This is a genomic window from Prevotella sp. kh1p2 (assembly GCF_900111525.1).
Lineage (GTDB): Bacteria > Bacteroidota > Bacteroidia > Bacteroidales > Bacteroidaceae > Prevotella.
The window spans coordinates 95,205-110,206 of record NZ_FOHY01000013.1 but is presented as its reverse complement, the minus strand read 5'-3'; the positions used below and the strand labels follow the sequence as shown (position 1 = coordinate 110,206).

At 52.6% G+C, this 15,002-nt stretch carries 14 protein-coding genes; 8 read left to right on the top strand and 6 right to left on the bottom strand.

The window, feature by feature from the left end:
• The 3 genes from BMW31_RS09125 to BMW31_RS13485 all read right to left on the bottom strand — a co-directional run.
• Positions 1–1,164: site-specific integrase (locus tag BMW31_RS09125; RefSeq protein WP_091824475.1), on the bottom strand; the 1,164-nt coding region annotated here is incomplete at its 3' end.
• 12 nt (positions 1,165–1,176) lie between these two features.
• Positions 1,177–2,406: a site-specific integrase gene (locus BMW31_RS09120; RefSeq protein ID WP_091824440.1), complete on the bottom strand. Its 1,230-nt coding sequence runs from the start codon at positions 2,404–2,406 to the stop codon at positions 1,177–1,179.
• Positions 2,407–2,847: 441 nt separating this feature from the next.
• The gene (locus tag BMW31_RS13485; protein WP_177166301.1) at positions 2,848–3,024 is read right to left on the bottom strand and encodes a hypothetical protein; all 177 of its coding nucleotides are present in this window, start codon (positions 3,022–3,024) and stop codon (positions 2,848–2,850) included.
• Between the two features lie 211 nt (positions 3,025–3,235).
• Between BMW31_RS13485 and rpsF the strand changes: the two genes are divergently transcribed.
• The 5 genes from rpsF to BMW31_RS09095 all read left to right on the top strand — a co-directional run bounded on the left by rpsF (position 3,236) and on the right by BMW31_RS09095 (position 7,763).
• Entirely contained in the window at positions 3,236–3,580 is a 345-nt protein-coding gene (rpsF, locus tag BMW31_RS09115) for a 30S ribosomal protein S6 (RefSeq protein ID WP_091824472.1), read from the top strand.
• A gap of 2 nt (positions 3,581–3,582) precedes the next feature.
• Positions 3,583–3,852 (top strand): 30S ribosomal protein S18, encoded by a 270-nt coding sequence (gene rpsR / locus BMW31_RS09110; RefSeq protein ID WP_091824436.1) that lies wholly within the window; start codon positions 3,583–3,585, stop codon positions 3,850–3,852.
• Positions 3,853–3,869: 17 nt separating this feature from the next.
• Positions 3,870–4,409 carry a 50S ribosomal protein L9 gene (gene rplI, locus BMW31_RS09105; protein WP_091824431.1) on the top strand — a complete coding sequence of 180 codons (540 nt, stop codon included), beginning with the start codon at positions 3,870–3,872 and terminating at the stop codon, positions 4,407–4,409.
• Positions 4,410–4,610: 201 nt separating this feature from the next.
• On the top strand, positions 4,611–5,498 hold the full coding sequence (fabD, locus tag BMW31_RS09100; RefSeq protein WP_091824428.1) for an ACP S-malonyltransferase: 888 nt from the start codon (positions 4,611–4,613) through the stop codon (positions 5,496–5,498).
• A gap of 126 nt (positions 5,499–5,624) precedes the next feature.
• Entirely contained in the window at positions 5,625–7,763 is a 2,139-nt protein-coding gene (locus tag BMW31_RS09095) for an alpha-amylase family glycosyl hydrolase (protein WP_091824425.1), read from the top strand.
• A 99-nt stretch (positions 7,764–7,862) separates the two neighbouring features.
• Here the strand turns inward: BMW31_RS09095 and BMW31_RS09090 are convergent, their stop codons facing one another.
• From BMW31_RS09090 to BMW31_RS09075, 3 genes are all read right to left on the bottom strand, one after another.
• Positions 7,863–9,437 (bottom strand): Rne/Rng family ribonuclease, encoded by a 1,575-nt coding sequence (locus BMW31_RS09090; RefSeq protein ID WP_091824422.1) that lies wholly within the window; start codon positions 9,435–9,437, stop codon positions 7,863–7,865.
• 304 nt (positions 9,438–9,741) lie between these two features.
• Positions 9,742–10,020, bottom strand: coding sequence for an HU family DNA-binding protein (locus BMW31_RS09085; protein ID WP_091824418.1), 279 nt, complete (start codon positions 10,018–10,020; stop codon positions 9,742–9,744).
• Between the two features lie 596 nt (positions 10,021–10,616).
• Positions 10,617–11,024: a DUF4332 domain-containing protein gene (locus tag BMW31_RS09075; protein WP_091824410.1), complete on the bottom strand. Its 408-nt coding sequence runs from the start codon at positions 11,022–11,024 to the stop codon at positions 10,617–10,619.
• A 218-nt stretch (positions 11,025–11,242) separates the two neighbouring features.
• Here BMW31_RS09075 and dinB point away from each other — a divergent pair, with 218 nt between their 5' ends.
• The 3 genes from dinB to pyk all read left to right on the top strand — a co-directional run bounded on the left by dinB (position 11,243) and on the right by pyk (position 14,759).
• On the top strand, positions 11,243–12,322 hold the full coding sequence (gene dinB / locus BMW31_RS09070) for a DNA polymerase IV (RefSeq protein WP_091824406.1): 1,080 nt from the start codon (positions 11,243–11,245) through the stop codon (positions 12,320–12,322).
• A gap of 141 nt (positions 12,323–12,463) precedes the next feature.
• On the top strand, positions 12,464–13,213 hold the full coding sequence (locus tag BMW31_RS09065) for a nitroreductase family protein (protein WP_091824403.1): 750 nt from the start codon (positions 12,464–12,466) through the stop codon (positions 13,211–13,213).
• Positions 13,214–13,298: 85 nt separating this feature from the next.
• Positions 13,299–14,759, top strand: coding sequence for a pyruvate kinase (gene pyk / locus BMW31_RS09060; RefSeq protein WP_091824400.1), 1,461 nt, complete (start codon positions 13,299–13,301; stop codon positions 14,757–14,759).
• Positions 14,760–15,002 lie beyond the last annotated feature (243 nt).

Sequence of the window (15,002 nt, the reverse complement as noted above, 5' to 3'; positions counted from 1 at the left end):
CACCTGCGCGTAAATCTGTGTGCTTGATATGGAGGCGTGTCCCATCATCTTGGCTATACTCTCAATAGGTATTCCTGCACTAAGGCTCATCGTGGCGAACGTGTGTCGTGCCATGTGATAGGAAAGACTTTCACGGATGCCGCAAGCCTTGCCCACAATGCACAGGTTCTTGCCCATTACACTGCGACTGCAATCGCTGTGGAAAACAAGGCTGTCGCCCTTTTCTTTCACCGTCTGCTGTTCTTCGTTCCCTTCTTGTTCTTCCCAACAATAGCGGATGACGGTTTCTGCTATCGGATGCAGCGGTACAATGAATTCCACCTTTGTCTTTTGGCGTTCCTTGCGGATATACTTCCTCCCGTCCGCTGCTGTTTGGATATGCTTATATAGCAAGTGTTCCATATCGGCGATTGCCAGTCCCGTAAAGCAGGAGAAGACGAACATCAGTCTTGCCTGTTCCGCTTCCCTGTCATTCATTTTCATTGTCGCAAGTTTAGCGACTTCACTCTTTTGCAGGAAGCGTATCTTCTTTTCCTCTTTCTCATACTTGGCGTTCTCAAAGGGATTGCAGCGGATAATCCTTTGACTAACCGCACGGAACATCAGTCGGCTCAGCCAGCAGAGATAGTTGTTGATGGTCGTTCCCTTCAATCCACGCTTTTTGAGAAAGAAACGGTATTCCTCAAACAAATCCTCCGTAATGGTGGAAATGGGTATGTCCTGCAATCCTTTATCTTTGACAAACTCACGGAGATTTCTGTCAGAATGGGACAGATTCAGAAAAGTTCCCTCCGCTCTTGACCTGCCAATACTTTCCTTGACTGCTTGCAGTTCCGCCCTGCTCATGGCAAGGAGAGTTGTAGGATGGGTGGCAATGCCTTGCAGGTGGTTCTTGATGAATTCGACACTTACCACCCCGTCCCTAACAAGAACATCCCGATAGGTCTTTTCCACAAGTTCCCTGAACTCATGGAGTCTTTGATTGGTCTTTCTGTCAGTCGTCAAGCTCTGCTTGACGTTCCACTCGGAGGGCTTACATTCTTCGCCTGTGGTAATGACTGCACTTTTTCCGTCTATGGTAATACGGCAGAGAATGGCTGTCCTTCCGTCTGCCTTTGTCTTCTGTCTGTTGATATAGAATAGTATCTTGAATGTACTTCTCATAATGGTTGTCATTTATATGGTCAAACGTAAATCTTCGGTGAAAGAGAGGAAACGGTCGAATTCCTCAAAGAGTTTCTGAGGGGTTACTTTGGCATAGCGTTCCGTCATGCTTACATTGGAATGTCCCAGCATCTTGCTCACCGTTTCGATGGGTACGCCCTGTTCGAGCGTGATGAGCGTTGCAAAGGTGTGCCTTGCAGTATGCGTGGTAAAAGGAAACGATATGCCTGCACGAAGCCGAAGGGCTTTCAAACAGGTCTGATAGGTTTTGTACTTGATGTAGGGAAGCAGTGTTTCCCTTTCATCGCTACGGTACTTCGCTATTAGCCTAACGGCTTCGGGCAGCAGCTTGATACGGCAAAGCACGCCTGTCTTCTGGCGGTTGAACTTCAGCCACAGACTGCCTTCATCATCACGGACAAGATGGGATTTGTTCAGTTCCATCAAATCGCAATAGGCCGCACCAACATAGCATGCAAAGAGAAAGATGTCCCTTGCCGTTTCCAAATCCTCCTCCAAATCATCAAAGCGGAGTGCTTTTAGTTTGTCCAATGCTGCCTTGTCAAGTGCCTTTGGCAGTTTCTTATCCCCCTTTGATATCTTAACCTTGTCAAAAAGTAGCACATCAGCTAATCCTTCACGGTAAGCCAGTCTGCATACAGTCTTCAAATGCGCGGCTACATTATAGAACGTGCTTTCCTGAAAACCGCACTCACCTAAGAAATACTGCCGGAACTCTTGGATAAAATTCTCGGTGAGTTGAGAGAATGCCAAGTCCGAGACCTTGTACTTCCGTTGAATAAACTTCTGTAAATGTATCCGGGCGGAGTGGTAGCCGTGTATGGCTCCTTCCTTGATGTCTATACCTACATGGTTTTCCTTTTCCTTGATGAGCATATCCAGCCTCTCAATGAGCATACACCGTGTCTGCACGCTGCCTTGAAACTGCTCCTTCACGTCGGTTGCGTCAAACAGGCAACCTTTGGAGAGTAAGGACTGATAAGCCGACTGAACGGACAGCAACAGGTTTTCCAACCTGCCGTTCACTTCCACCGCCTCACGGCTCTTTCCGTCCATTCGGCTCTCACGGGGATTCCACAGGTCGGGATTGCAGGAGAGCTTGCAACTGAACTGGGCGATGGAACGCCCAATGGTAATACGTCCCATAATCGGAGCTTTCCCCGACTTGTCAAGACCGCTCTTTTTGAGGTAGAGCAACACCTTCATTTTCTCGTGTTTCATACGCTTTAATATTTGTGGGCAAAGTTACCCGAATTAAAGCGTTCCTCAGTTATGCAGAAAACTGCCGACCGTAGCAACAGCCACACGAGCGAAAATAATTCAGTTACCGAATATTACTCCATCGTTACCTATCCCCAAATCGGGTAACGGTTTGGTAACTGAACTTCTGCCTAAATCTGCATATTACTGCCCTTTATAAATGGTGCAGCTTTACGCAAATCATACCGTTTCTTCCTCATTATCAGTTAGTTTGCAACAACTTCTGCCTTTCTTCATTTTCTTTGATTAGTTGCGTCGCGAACTTTCGACAAGTGTCGCACGATTATGCGACAAGTGTAGAACGATTGTGCGACACTTGTCGAAAGTTCATGCCAAGAGCCTTCGGCATCCTCAAATCAGCCTGCCGGCAACTCAGGCTGCCGTTGGCGGGAGCAGGAAAAATCAGTATTTGGAAGTGTGGCGGACTGAGTACACGTAGCCAATGATGCCGGCCACGATGCAGCCCAGGCCTGTAAAGAGCAGCAGGTTGCTCGTTGTGCGGGCCACGTAGCTGATAGCGAGCAGCAGCACTCCGGCATAAACAAGGGGCAGCCCCAGGTATTTCACGTATTTCTTCATTGCAACGGCAAAAGTAAGAAAAGATTTAGAGAAAAGCCGGTTCAGGTTACCGGTATTTTCGTAAAAATTAGTTAAAAGCCGAAAAACTCCCATGTCATGTTCTCATATCTCGACTTTTATTCGTAATTTTGCACCGCATTTCGTGAAGAAGCCACAAGAGGCGTCGGTATCGAAGGCAAAAGTAATTATTTATATCAATCATTTTAAAAGTATGAATCAATACGAAACCGTTTTCATTTTGACTCCCGTTTTGTCTGATGAACAGATGAAGGAAACGGTCGCTAAATTCAAGAAGCTGCTCACCGACAACGGTGCTGAGATTCTGAACGAAGAGGCCTGGGGACTGAAGAAGATGGCTTATGCTATCGAGAAGAAATCCACGGGCTTCTACTGCTTGTTGGAATTCAAGGCAGAGCCGTCAGTTATCAACACGCTCGAGACTGGCTATCGCCGTGATGAGAAAGTTATTCGCTACATGACAGTACGCCTCGACAAGTATGCTGCACAGTATGCAGAGAAGCGTAGAAACAAACTTGGTAAAAAAGAGGAGGCTTAATTATGGCAGCACAGCAATCAGAAATCCGTTATTTGACAGCTCCTTCTATCGACACAAAGAAGAAGAAGTACTGCCGTTTCAAGAAGAGCGGCATCAAGTATATCGACTACAAGGACCCCGAGTTCCTCAAGAAGTTCCTGAACGAGCAGGGTAAAATTCTCCCGCGCCGCATCACCGGCACTTCGCTTAAGTACCAGCGCCGCGTAGCTCAGGCCATCAAGCGTGCCCGCCAGATAGCTCTGCTTCCTTACGTAACCGATTTGATGAAATAATTAAAGGAGGAAACAGAATGAAGATTATACTGAAAGAAGATATTATCGGACTGGGTTACAAGAACGATATTGTAACTGTAAAGAACGGCTATGGCCGCAACTACCTCATCCCCCAGGGCAAAGGCGTTATCGCTTCACCCAGTGCACTGAAGGTGCTCGCCGAGGACATGAAGCAGCAGGCCCACAAGCTGGCCGCGCTCAAGGCCGAGGCCGAGAAGAAGGCCGAAGCACTCAAGGACGTTGCTCTGGAGATTTCGGCCAAGGTTTCGGCAACAGGCGTAACCTATGGTTCCGTGAATGCGGCTATCGTAGCAGAAGAGCTGAAGAAGCTCGGCTTTGATATCGACCGCAAGATTATCACCATGCACGACATCAAGAAGGTGGGTGATTACGAGGCAACCGTTCACTTTTACAAGGATGTAGAGGTAAAGGTTCCCGTAAAGGTTGTTGCCGAGAATGCCGTAACAGAAGCTCCTGCCCAGGAGGAAGCTCCCGCAGAGGAGGCTCCCAAGGCCGAAGTAGAGGCAGAGGAAGAAGCAGCACCCGCTGCAGAGTAAAACTCCGTACAGATATATATTATTGCACTGTAAAGCAAGTCTATATAGAAATCCCTGTTGCCGCAATGGCGACAGGGATTTTTTCGTGCCCGGCGGCAGGCAAGGCGGCCAGGAGTTGTTTTTTAATTGCTACTGAGAGCGATTACGCGTTTTTTTTAGTATCTTTGCAAAAATAATCATTCAAATAAAATATTTCACAGTATGAAAGCATTTGTATTTCCCGGACAGGGTTCGCAGTTCGTAGGTATGGGCAAGGACCTCTACGATAACAACGCGCTCGCTAAGGAGCTTTTCGACAAGGCCAACGATATTCTTGGCTTCAGGATTACCGACATCATGTTTGCCGGAACCGACGAGGAACTCAAGCAAACCAAGGTTACACAGCCCGCAGTGTTCCTGCACAGCGTTATCTCCGCACTCTGCATGGGCGCCGACTTCAAGCCCGCCATGGTGGCAGGCCATTCGCTCGGCGAGTTCTCTGCACTCGTTGCAGCCGGTGCGTTGAGCTTTGAAGACGGACTGAAGCTCGTTCATGCCCGTGCCATGGCCATGCAGAAGGCTTGCGAAGCCAATCCCGGTACGATGGCAGCCATCATCGGCCTGCCGGACGAAAAGGTGGTGGAAGTTTGTGCCGAGGTAAGTGCAACGGGCAAGGTGGTGGTTGCCGCCAACTTCAACTGCCCCGGCCAGCTGGTTATTTCAGGCGATGCAGAGGGCATCGGCGAGGCTTGCGAAAAGCTGAAAGCTGCCGGAGCAAAGCGCGCCTTGCCGCTTAACGTGGGCGGAGCGTTCCACTCTCCGCTGATGAAACCGGCCAAGGACGAGCTCCAGACGGCTATCGAACAGACCGAGTTCAAAGCTCCCAAGTGTCCCGTTTACCAGAACGTAGACGGCAAGCCGCATACTGATGCAGCCGAAATCAAGGCCAATCTGATTGCTCAACTTACGAGTTCCGTTCGCTGGACAAGCTCAGTGCAGAACATGATAGCCGACGGCGCCGACGACTTTACGGAGTGCGGACCGGGCAAGGCACTGCAAGGCATGATAGCACGTATAGACAAGACCGTTGCCGCTCACGGCATCGCATAGTATTGAAGAGCTGAAGGAACCTCTCGCTCTGCCGCATCCGGCCCATTGGCCGCAGGACAGGCAGCAGACAGCCCTCATGGGGCAGTGGGGTTCCTTCGGCTCTTTTTTGTTTGGAAACAGCAAAAAGTGAAAAGCAAAATAATCATTTACCAAGTCCTGACACGACTCTTCGGCAACCGCAATCTCACCCGACAGCCCAACGGCTCGTTGCAGGAGAACGGCGTGGGGAAGATGAATGACTTCGACACTGCCGTGCTCGGCCGCATCCGCGACATGGGAGCTACCCACATCTGGTACACGGGCATCATCCGTCATGCTACCCAGACGGACTACACGGGCTATGGTATTCCGCGGCAGAACCCGCATGTCGTCAAGGGCAGGGCAGGCTCTCCGTACGCCATTACCGATTACTACGACGTCGACCCCGACCTGGCAACGGACGTGGAGCATCGCATGCAGGAGTTTGAGCAGTTGGTGGAGCGCACCCACAAGGCCCAACTCAAGGTCATCATGGACTTTGTTCCCAACCACGTGGCGCGCCAGTACCGCTCCGTTTGCAAGCCGGCAGGCGTACAGGATCTCGGTGAAGGCGATGACACCAGCCGCCGTTTTTCGCCCCAGAACAACTTTTATTATTGTCCGGGCCAGCCCTTCGACCCTTATTTCGACAAGGACGACTACGAGGAAATGCCTGCCCGGGCAACCGGAAACGACCGCTTCGACAACCGCCCGGGGCAGAACGACTGGTACGAAACCATCAAACTGAACTACGGAATAGATTACAGTGACGCTTCCGGAAACGGCCGCCACTTTGACCCCATACCCAACACATGGGGCAAGATGACCGATATTTTGCTCTTCTGGGCAGCCAAGGGAGTTGACGGCTTCCGCTGTGACATGGCCGAAATGGTGCCCCATGAGTTCTGGACTTATGCCACCCGCATCGTCAAGGAGCGCTATCCGGACATCGTGTTCATTGGCGAAGTGTACGACACCAGCCAGTACCGGATCTACGTGCAGAGCGGCTTCGATTATCTGTACGATAAAGTCGGCATGTACAACTGCATACGCGACGTGATTTGCGGACGCCGTCCGGCCTCGTCCATTACCTACCAGTGGCAGTCGACCGACGATATTCACGACCACATGCTCTACTTCATGGAGAACCACGACGAGCAGCGCATAGCGTCCGACTTCTTCTGTGCAGACGGCTTCAAGGCCCTGCCCGGCCTTATCGTAAGCGTGCTGCTGAAGGCAAATCCCTTCATGCTTTACGCCGGACAGGAGTTCGGCGAGCGCGGCATGGATGCCGAGGGCTTCTCCGGAAGGGACGGACGGACGACCATCTTCGACTACTGGACAGTCGATGCTATTTACCGTGGCTTCTTTGACCGGGCGCAACTAACCAAGGAGGAGAAACGCCTCGCGCTGAAGTACCAGCAGGTGCTGCGCATTGCCAACCGTGAGAAAGCAGTCAGGGAGGGTGAGAGTTTCGACCTGATGTACGTCAATCCGCAATCCTATCAGTTCAACCCGCGGCGGCAGTTCGCCTTCCTGCGCAAGTGCGATGACGATGTATTGCTGGTGGCAGTGAACTTTGGCAGCGGGCGGGTAAACATCAACATCGTTATTCCAGGCCACGCTTTCGACTATCTGCAGCTGCAGGAAAAGGAGGTGGAGGGCACCGATTTGCTCACCGGCGAGCAGAAAGTGTTCGCTATGCGCAGAGATGGAACGGTGCAAACTGAATTAAGACCACACAGTGGAAGAATCATTAAGTTCAACATGAAAACAGAAACAAACGGCTACGTGCTCAACGAGCACAACAAAGACGAGTTCCCGCCGGCTCACACGGCGGAACATCTGCTCAACCAGGTCATGGTCCGCATGTTTGGCTGCGAGCGCAGTCGCAATGCCCACATTGAGCGTAAAAAAAGCAAGATAAGCTACATCATCGACCACAAGCCCACGCGGCAGGAAGAGAAGGCGATAGCACAGCAGATGAATGAGCTCATAGAAGCCGACCTGCCTGTTACCTACGAGTTCGTGGACCGCAACCATCTGCCGGCCGGCGTGCAGCTGGACAGGCTGCCCGAAGACAGCTCTGAAACCATCCGACTGGTGCGGATAGGCGACTTCGACGTGTGTCCCTGCATCGGCAAGCATGTGCGCAGCACGGCACAGATAGGGCGCTTTGAAATCCTGGGAACCAACTGGAACGAGGAGGAACACAGCTTCCGCATCCGTTATAAGGTTGTGCAGTAGCGGCTGTAAAGCAGCGTTTGCGATGCCTGAAAGCCAGTAACAATTCGTTGGGTTAAAGTATTAAAAAGCAAGGGTGAACCCGTTTGGCTCACCCTTGCTTTATTTTGTTTCGATTTCTTCCTTCATGTCAATGAACTGCTTCTTGTCGTCATAGAATTCATACTGCAAGAAAGCGAGTTTCTGAGAAGGCACAATCCGCACTCCGAGTCCGTATTGCAGCTGCCATTTACGCTTCAGGGAGAGTACACCTTGATTGATGTAAGCGGCCACGTACGGGTGAACGTGGAGATAGAATTTCTTGATACCAATCTTGTTTACTAAGCGGTCAATCTTACCTTCAAGCTGGTCAGTGAACAGAATGCTTGACTTTATCTTGCCCGTACCGTTGCAGGTAGGGCAGTTCTCTTCTACATTTACATCCATGGCCGGGCGCACGCGTTGCCTTGTAATCTGCATGAGGCCAAACTTACTCAGCGGTAGAATGTTGTGGCGGGCGCGGTCTTTCTGCATGTTCTTGCACATCCGCTCGTACAGCATCTGCCTGTCTTCGGCCAGGTTCATGTCGATGAAGTCTACAACGATGATGCCTCCCATGTCGCGCAGGCGCAGTTGGCGAGCCAGCTCGTCGGCAGCACCGAGGTTGGCATCTAGTGCGTTGGCCTCTTGTCCGTTGCCCTGCTTGGAGCGGTTGCCGCTGTTCACGTCGACCACGTGCATGGCCTCGGTGTGCTCAATGATGAGGTAGGCGCCGTGCTTGTAGTTTACGGTCTTGCCGAAGCTAGCCTTTATCTGCTTGGTGATGTTGAAGTTGTCGAAGATAGGCACCTTACCGGTGTACATCTTCACGATGCCCGCCTTCTCGGGAGCTATGAGCCCCACGTAATGCTGCACTTCTTTGAACACTTCCTCATCGTTCACGTAGATGTTCTCGTAGCTCGGGTTGAAGAGGTCGCGCAGCATGGCAACGGCCCTGCCTGTTTCCTCGAACACCAGCTGCGGGCGCTTCTGGGTTTTCTGCACCTTGGCGATGGCGTCTTCCCAGCGCTTGTTCAGTATCTTCAGCTCGGCGTCCAGTTCGGCCACACGTTTGCCTTCGGCCACGGTTCTCACAATGACGCCGCAGTTCTTGGGCTTGATGCTGTGGATGAGTTGCTTGAGGCGGGCGCGCTCCTCGCCGCTTTTGATTTTAGAAGAGACGGAGACTTTATCGCTGAAAGGGATAAGCACCAGGAAACGTCCTGCGAAACTGAGCTCGCCAGTAAGCCGCGGACCCTTGGTGGAAATGGGTTCTTTTACGATTTGCACCAGAACTTCCTGCCCCGTGGTGAGCGTTTGCTGTACGCTGCCGTCGCGTTTGATATCGGGTAGGAGCGATGCTTTGGAGAATGGATAAAGTCTCTTTCTGTCGCTTTGTACCTGCTTGAGGTACTTCTGATAAGAGTTAAATTGGCCCCCTAAGTCAAGATAATGAAGAAAGGCATCGCGCTCATAACCTACATCTACGAAACAGGCATTGAGGCCCGGCATCAGCTTTTTCACCTTTGCTATGTAGATGTTTCCAACCGAGAATGAAGCCGAACGGGGTTCGTTCTGGTACTCCACCAGTTTCTTGTCTTCCAGGAGGGCTATTGATATTTCCTTCTGTTGGACGTCAATTACTACTTCGCTGGTCATCTTCTTGTTACTTTACTTAGTCGAAATCCCGCCTGCGGGGGATTTCCTCATACTTAAATAAATTGGGGCATGTCGGAAGACACGCCCCATTAGTCTTTTGAATAGGCTACAGAGCAAAGCCTTACTTGCTCTTATGTCTGTTCTTACGTAATCTCTTTTTACGCTTATGCGTGGCCATCTTGTGACCCTTCTTTTTCTTACCGTTTGGCATAGCTGTTAATGTTTAAATCGTTATGTGATAATGTTATAGTTTCTTTTCTTTGCCAGAAGAGTCATTCCCGAAGCCTCCTGCACGCGGAGGCGATTATCCCTTCATCTGCTCGATGAAGCTCTTTGCCGGCTTGAAGCTGGGCAAATCATGCGCATCAATGGTGATGGTAGTGTTCTTGAGAATGTTGCGGGCGGTCTTGGCGGCGCGATGCTTGATGATGAAGCTGCCAAATCCGCGCAGGTACACATTCTCTCTCTTATCAAGGAGGCTGTCCTTGATGGAATCCATGAAGCTCTCTACTACCACGGCCACTTCTTTTTTGGCCACACCTGTGTTCTGAGCAATCTCGTTTATAATTTCTGCCTTAGTCATTATACTTTGTTATTATTGATGTTGCATAATTTTACTTTAGTCTTAAACTCGGATTGCAAATATAAGGTTTTTTTGTTTCAAATGAAAATTTATTGGCTGTTTTTTGCATATTAAGCTCTAAAAATGTTGTAGAAGTGCTTAATTTTCAGTTCGTTATATCCCGAAACTCACGTGTTTCGGCAACTCGTGTTGGTTCTTTTGTCAAGAAAAGAGAGTCCGTTTCTCTTCCTTACCACTCTGTTTCAGCTTTGCCCGTTGAGGGCAGCAGGGCGGCAGAATGGGGCCTGGGGCAGGGTGGGAGAGCCGAGGGCGGGAGGGTGCCGTGGGCTGGCGGTTTTGGCGGAGCTATGGTTCAAGCTCCCTGAACGTATCGTTCAAGCCCCTTGAACCTATGCTTCAAGGGGCTTGAAGGGCATCTTCAAGAGGCTTGAACGACACCTCCGCCAAAACGCCTTGGCTGCCAGCGCCTTACGGAAGCTGTGAGATGGTGGGCCAAGAAAGCGACAAAGGCCATGACGAAGATGCGAAACCGGCAGACTGTCTGCCCGTTCTCCACCCTCGTCACGGCCTTAACTGCGTTGTTGCAGCCCGCCGGGTTAGTACTCCACCACGGTAGGCAGCTCCTTGGCCTGGTCAATCATCTTCTGCACTTCCTTAAGAGATGGCACGCGGTTCACCAGGTTCTTCTGTGCGTTCACTTCCTCCAGCTTGGGCTGCAGGTTCTCTGCCACGCGGTGCTTGAGCTCCTTCACGGTGTCAACTCCGGCGGCTTCGAGCAGTTCGGAGAACTGTGGGCCAACGCCGTCTATACGCATCAGGTCGGCATGGTTGGTCCAGGTAAGTATCAGCTTGCCGTTGATACCCGTCTTCTCTTCCAGTGCCTTGCGTCCTGCCGGCTTCTTGCAATTCTCCAACAGATCATCAACGGTCTTGATGCCTGCCTCAACTAATTTCTTTCCATAAACTTCGCCGATACCCTCGACGTCAACAATTTTATAAGCCATAGTGTTTAGGTATTAATAAAAAACATTGCTTTGTAGCTGCAAATATAGGTAAAAATCTTTATGTCATGCCACGTATTGTAAATTTTTAACAAAAAGAATGCGCCGCCGCATGCCCCCTATTATATATAAGGTAGGGGCAGGGGGCGGCGGCGGAGCGAAAACCCGGCGGCAATGTTTGCCGTTCTGCGGGTTTTTGATTACTTTTGCAGGAGGTGAGCATGCGCAAGATTATACACGTTGACATGGATGCTTTCTTTGCTTCGGTCGAGCAGAGAGACAATCCCGAACTGCGGGGCAAGCCCGTTGCCGTGGGCCACGACTCGGAGCGGGGCGTGCTGACAACGGCCAGCTACGAGGCCCGCAGGTTCGGCGTTCACTCGGCGCAGTCGGTCCAGATAGCCAAGAAGCTGTGCCCGCAGCTCATCATCGTACCCGTGCGTTACGCCGTCTACAAGGAGGTTTCGCAGGCTGTGCACCGCATCTTCAGCGATTATACGGACCTCATCGAGCCGCTTTCCATTGATGAAGCGTTCCTCGACGTGACCGAGAACAAGAAAGGCATCGGGCTGGCCGTGGACATCGCGCGCGACATCAAGCGCCGCATACGCGAGGAGTTGCAGCTTACGGCCTCGGCCGGAGTATCGTACAACAAGTTTCTGGCTAAGATAGCGTCCGATTATCGCAAGCCCGACGGCCTCTGCGTGATACATCCCGACAGGGCGATGGACTTCATCGCGGGCCTGCCTGTTGAGGATTTTTGGGGCGTGGGGCCCAAGACGGCGGAGAAGATGCACCGCATGGGCATCTTCACGGGTCTGCAGTTGCGCCGTTGCTCGCAGCAACACCTGCGCGAAGTGTTCGGCAAGATGGGGCAGATATATTACAACTTCGCCCGCGGCATCGACAACCGGCCGGTTGAAACCGACTGGATAAGGAAGTCGGTTGGCTGCGAGCGCACCTTCGAGGAAGACCTTTTCGAGCCTGGCCAGCTGCAGGCGGCGCTCTGCCATACCGCTCTGGAACTGGAAGGAAGGCTGCAGAAATCGCACTTCGAGGGGCAGACGCTGACGCTGAAAATCAAGTTCCACGACTTTACCCAGATAACCCGGAGCCTTACAACCACGCAGGTGTTGAGGACGAAGGACGACATCCTGCCCCTTGCCCGCAAGCTGCTGGAGCAGGTGAGCTGCTCGCCGGGCAGGCGCGTGAGGCTCATGGGGCTGTCGGTATCAAATCCGCGCAGCGACGAAATGCACCGGGGCGAGTGGGTGCAGCTGTACTTCGACTTCGAGTTTTAGCAGCACCAGGTTTCCCGCTGCGGGCTGCAAGGGCGCTGTTCCGCGCTGTATAAAATCTTCATTTAATGTTTTTTTCGTCCTTTCGTTCCGTCTTTCCTCCTTTTTTTACTAACTTTGTAGCAACTAAAAGTATATACCGAAATGAAGAAAAGAATACTGTTTTCAGTGGCTTTTGCCCTGTTGCTGACAGGCGGAGCTATGGCCCAGGACGTGGTAACGCTGCCCGCACCCTCCAAGAACGTGGAGATGAGCCTTTACGGTGCACTGCAGCAGCGGCGCTCGGTGCGTGAGTACGAGCAACGCGAGGTAGACAACGCCACGCTGTCACAGTTGCTGTGGGCTGCCTGCGGCATCAGCCGGCCGGCCGAATCCAAGATTACCGCGCCTTCTGCCATCAATGCCCAGGACATCAGGGTCTACGTTATCCGCAAGGAGGGAGCCTACCTCTACGACCCCGCCAACAACACGCTGACCCGGAAGAGCAGCAAAGACCTGCGCCCGGCGGTGGCCGGTAGGCAGACTTTTACTACCAACGTGCCGCTCTGCCTGCTGCTGGTGAGCGACCAGAGCAAGTTCGGAGGCCGCCAGACAGGCGAGAAACTGGGCGCCATGGATGCCGGTTACGTGTCGCAGAACATCTATCTGGCCTGCACGGCGCTGGGCTTGGGCACCGTTGCACGCGAGACCATGGATCGCGAGACCTTGCAGAAAGCCCTGCAGTTGGCCGACGACCAGGTGCTGGAACTGAACCATCCCGTGGGTTGGGACAAGACACCGGCCAAGCGGGAGAAGCTGCCCTTCAAGTTCGAAGTGGTGGAGCAGCCTGACAGTTCCGCTGCCGCAGCTCCGCAGCAGGGCGAGTCCGGCAACGACATCATCGACATGAAGTAACCCCGAACCAGCGCAGGGGCGAAGCAGCACGATGCTTCGCTTGTTGTTATGAACCAATGATAGAACAGCGTTATATATAGAAAAGATGAAACAAACAAAGATAGTAGCCTCCATCAGTGACCTGAGATGCGACGTTGACTTTATCCGTAAGCTCTTCTTTGCGGGTGTAAACGTGGTGCGCATAAATACGGCCCACGCCAAGCCCGACGGCATCCGCACCATCGTGCGCAATGTTCGCGCCGTGTCGCCCCACATCGGCATCATGATTGATACCAAGGGACCGGAAATCAGAACCACCGATGTAAAGGCCCCGATAGCCTATCATACGGGCGACATGGTGAAGATTTTCGGCCGTCCGGAGATGGATTCGGCCCACGATATACTCAATGTTTCGTACTCCGACATTGCCACCGACGTGCATGTAGGCGACCACATGCTCTTTGACGACGGACTTTTAGACATGAAGGTAGTGGAGGCCGACGGCCCCATGTTGGTGGCCGAAGTGATGAACGACGGCCTGTTGGGAGCCCACAAGAGCGTGAACGTGCCCGGCGTACACGTGGAGCTGCCAGCCATAACGGACAAAGACTACCGCAACATCCTGCTCGCCATCGAGCTCGATATTGACTTCATAGCCCACAGCTTCGTGCGGAGTGCGGCCGACGTGCAGGCCGTACAGAAGATACTTGACGAGCACGGAAGCGACATCAAGATAATATCGAAGATTGAAAACCAGGAAGGCGTGGACAACATTGATGAGATTATAGAGGCCTCCTACGGCATTATGATAGCCCGCGGAGACCTCGGCATCGAGGTGCCCATTGAGCAGATACCCGGCATACAGCGGCGAATTATCCGCAAGTGCATTGTCCGCAAGACGCCCGTCATTGTGGCTACGCAGATGCTGCACACCATGATAAGCAACCCGAGGCCCACCCGCGCCGAGGTAACCGACATTGCCAACGCCATCTACTACCGCACAGATGCCCTCATGCTGAGCGGCGAGACCGCCTCGGGTAAGTACCCCCTGGAGGCCGTGCAGACGATGGCAGCCATCGCCGAGCAGGCAGAAAAGGACCGCCAACGTGACCAGGAAGTTGAAATTCCGCTAAGTGCCAACTGCACGCAGAAGGAGTTTCTGGCCCACGCAGCCATGGACTCCACCCGCAAGTTGGGCGTGGCAGGCATCATCACGGCCAGCGAAACCGGCCAGACGGCACGCGACATAGCCGCCTTCCGCGGCCCCACGCCCGTGCTGGCCATCTGCTACAACGAGAAAACCCAGCGCTGGCTGAACCTCAGCTACGGCATTATACCCATCTACCAGAAGGAACACGTGAGCTCTCAATACCTCTTCACGGCCTCCCTGCGCATGCTCTTGCAGAAAGGATACCTGCGCCCCGAGGACAAGATTGCCTACCTGAGCGGCAGCTTCGGAGAAGGTGGAGGCACCACGTTCCTGGAGATTAACAAGGTTAGTCAGGTGTTCGACCAGAGCTACCAGTTCCATCTGCCCGACCATACGGCCAAGCAAACGGCCGAATAACCACGCCGGCAACCGCCCGGCCGATGATGCCCGCAGCTACGGCCGCGGGCATTTTTTTGTGCCGGAGAAGGGGAGTGGGGGGTCTGTACACTGCAGGCGGCAACCGTGAAGCCCGCCGCCGGCAGCGCACCGGCAGGCGTGTGGGCCTGAAAAAACAATAGCACAGGGTCTCACGACTCCGTGCTATGTTGTTCTACTTACTACAATTTTATATAATATGTATCCAAGTATCCCTACTTGTTA

What these genes read in the sequence shown, in the direction of transcription:
- rplI (WP_091824431.1), top strand. Translation starts at nt 3,870, where the DNA reads ATGAAGATTATACTGAAAGAAGATATTATCGGACTGGGTTACAAGAAC.
- rpsF (WP_091824472.1), top strand. Translation starts at nt 3,236, where the DNA reads ATGAATCAATACGAAACCGTTTTCATTTTGACTCCCGTTTTGTCTGAT.
- dinB (WP_091824406.1), top strand. Translation starts at nt 11,243, where the DNA reads ATGCGCAAGATTATACACGTTGACATGGATGCTTTCTTTGCTTCGGTC.
- fabD (WP_091824428.1), top strand. Translation starts at nt 4,611, where the DNA reads ATGAAAGCATTTGTATTTCCCGGACAGGGTTCGCAGTTCGTAGGTATG.
- BMW31_RS09090 (WP_091824422.1), bottom strand. Translation starts at nt 9,437, where the DNA reads ATGACCAGCGAAGTAGTAATTGACGTCCAACAGAAGGAAATATCAATA.
- BMW31_RS09075 (WP_091824410.1), bottom strand. Translation starts at nt 11,024, where the DNA reads ATGGCTTATAAAATTGTTGACGTCGAGGGTATCGGCGAAGTTTATGGA.
- BMW31_RS13485 (WP_177166301.1), bottom strand. Translation starts at nt 3,024, where the DNA reads ATGAAGAAATACGTGAAATACCTGGGGCTGCCCCTTGTTTATGCCGGA.
- BMW31_RS09085 (WP_091824418.1), bottom strand. Translation starts at nt 10,020, where the DNA reads ATGACTAAGGCAGAAATTATAAACGAGATTGCTCAGAACACAGGTGTG.
- rpsR (WP_091824436.1), top strand. Translation starts at nt 3,583, where the DNA reads ATGGCAGCACAGCAATCAGAAATCCGTTATTTGACAGCTCCTTCTATC.
- BMW31_RS09120 (WP_091824440.1), bottom strand. Translation starts at nt 2,406, where the DNA reads ATGAAACACGAGAAAATGAAGGTGTTGCTCTACCTCAAAAAGAGCGGT.
- pyk (WP_091824400.1), top strand. Translation starts at nt 13,299, where the DNA reads ATGAAACAAACAAAGATAGTAGCCTCCATCAGTGACCTGAGATGCGAC.
- BMW31_RS09065 (WP_091824403.1), top strand. Translation starts at nt 12,464, where the DNA reads ATGAAGAAAAGAATACTGTTTTCAGTGGCTTTTGCCCTGTTGCTGACA.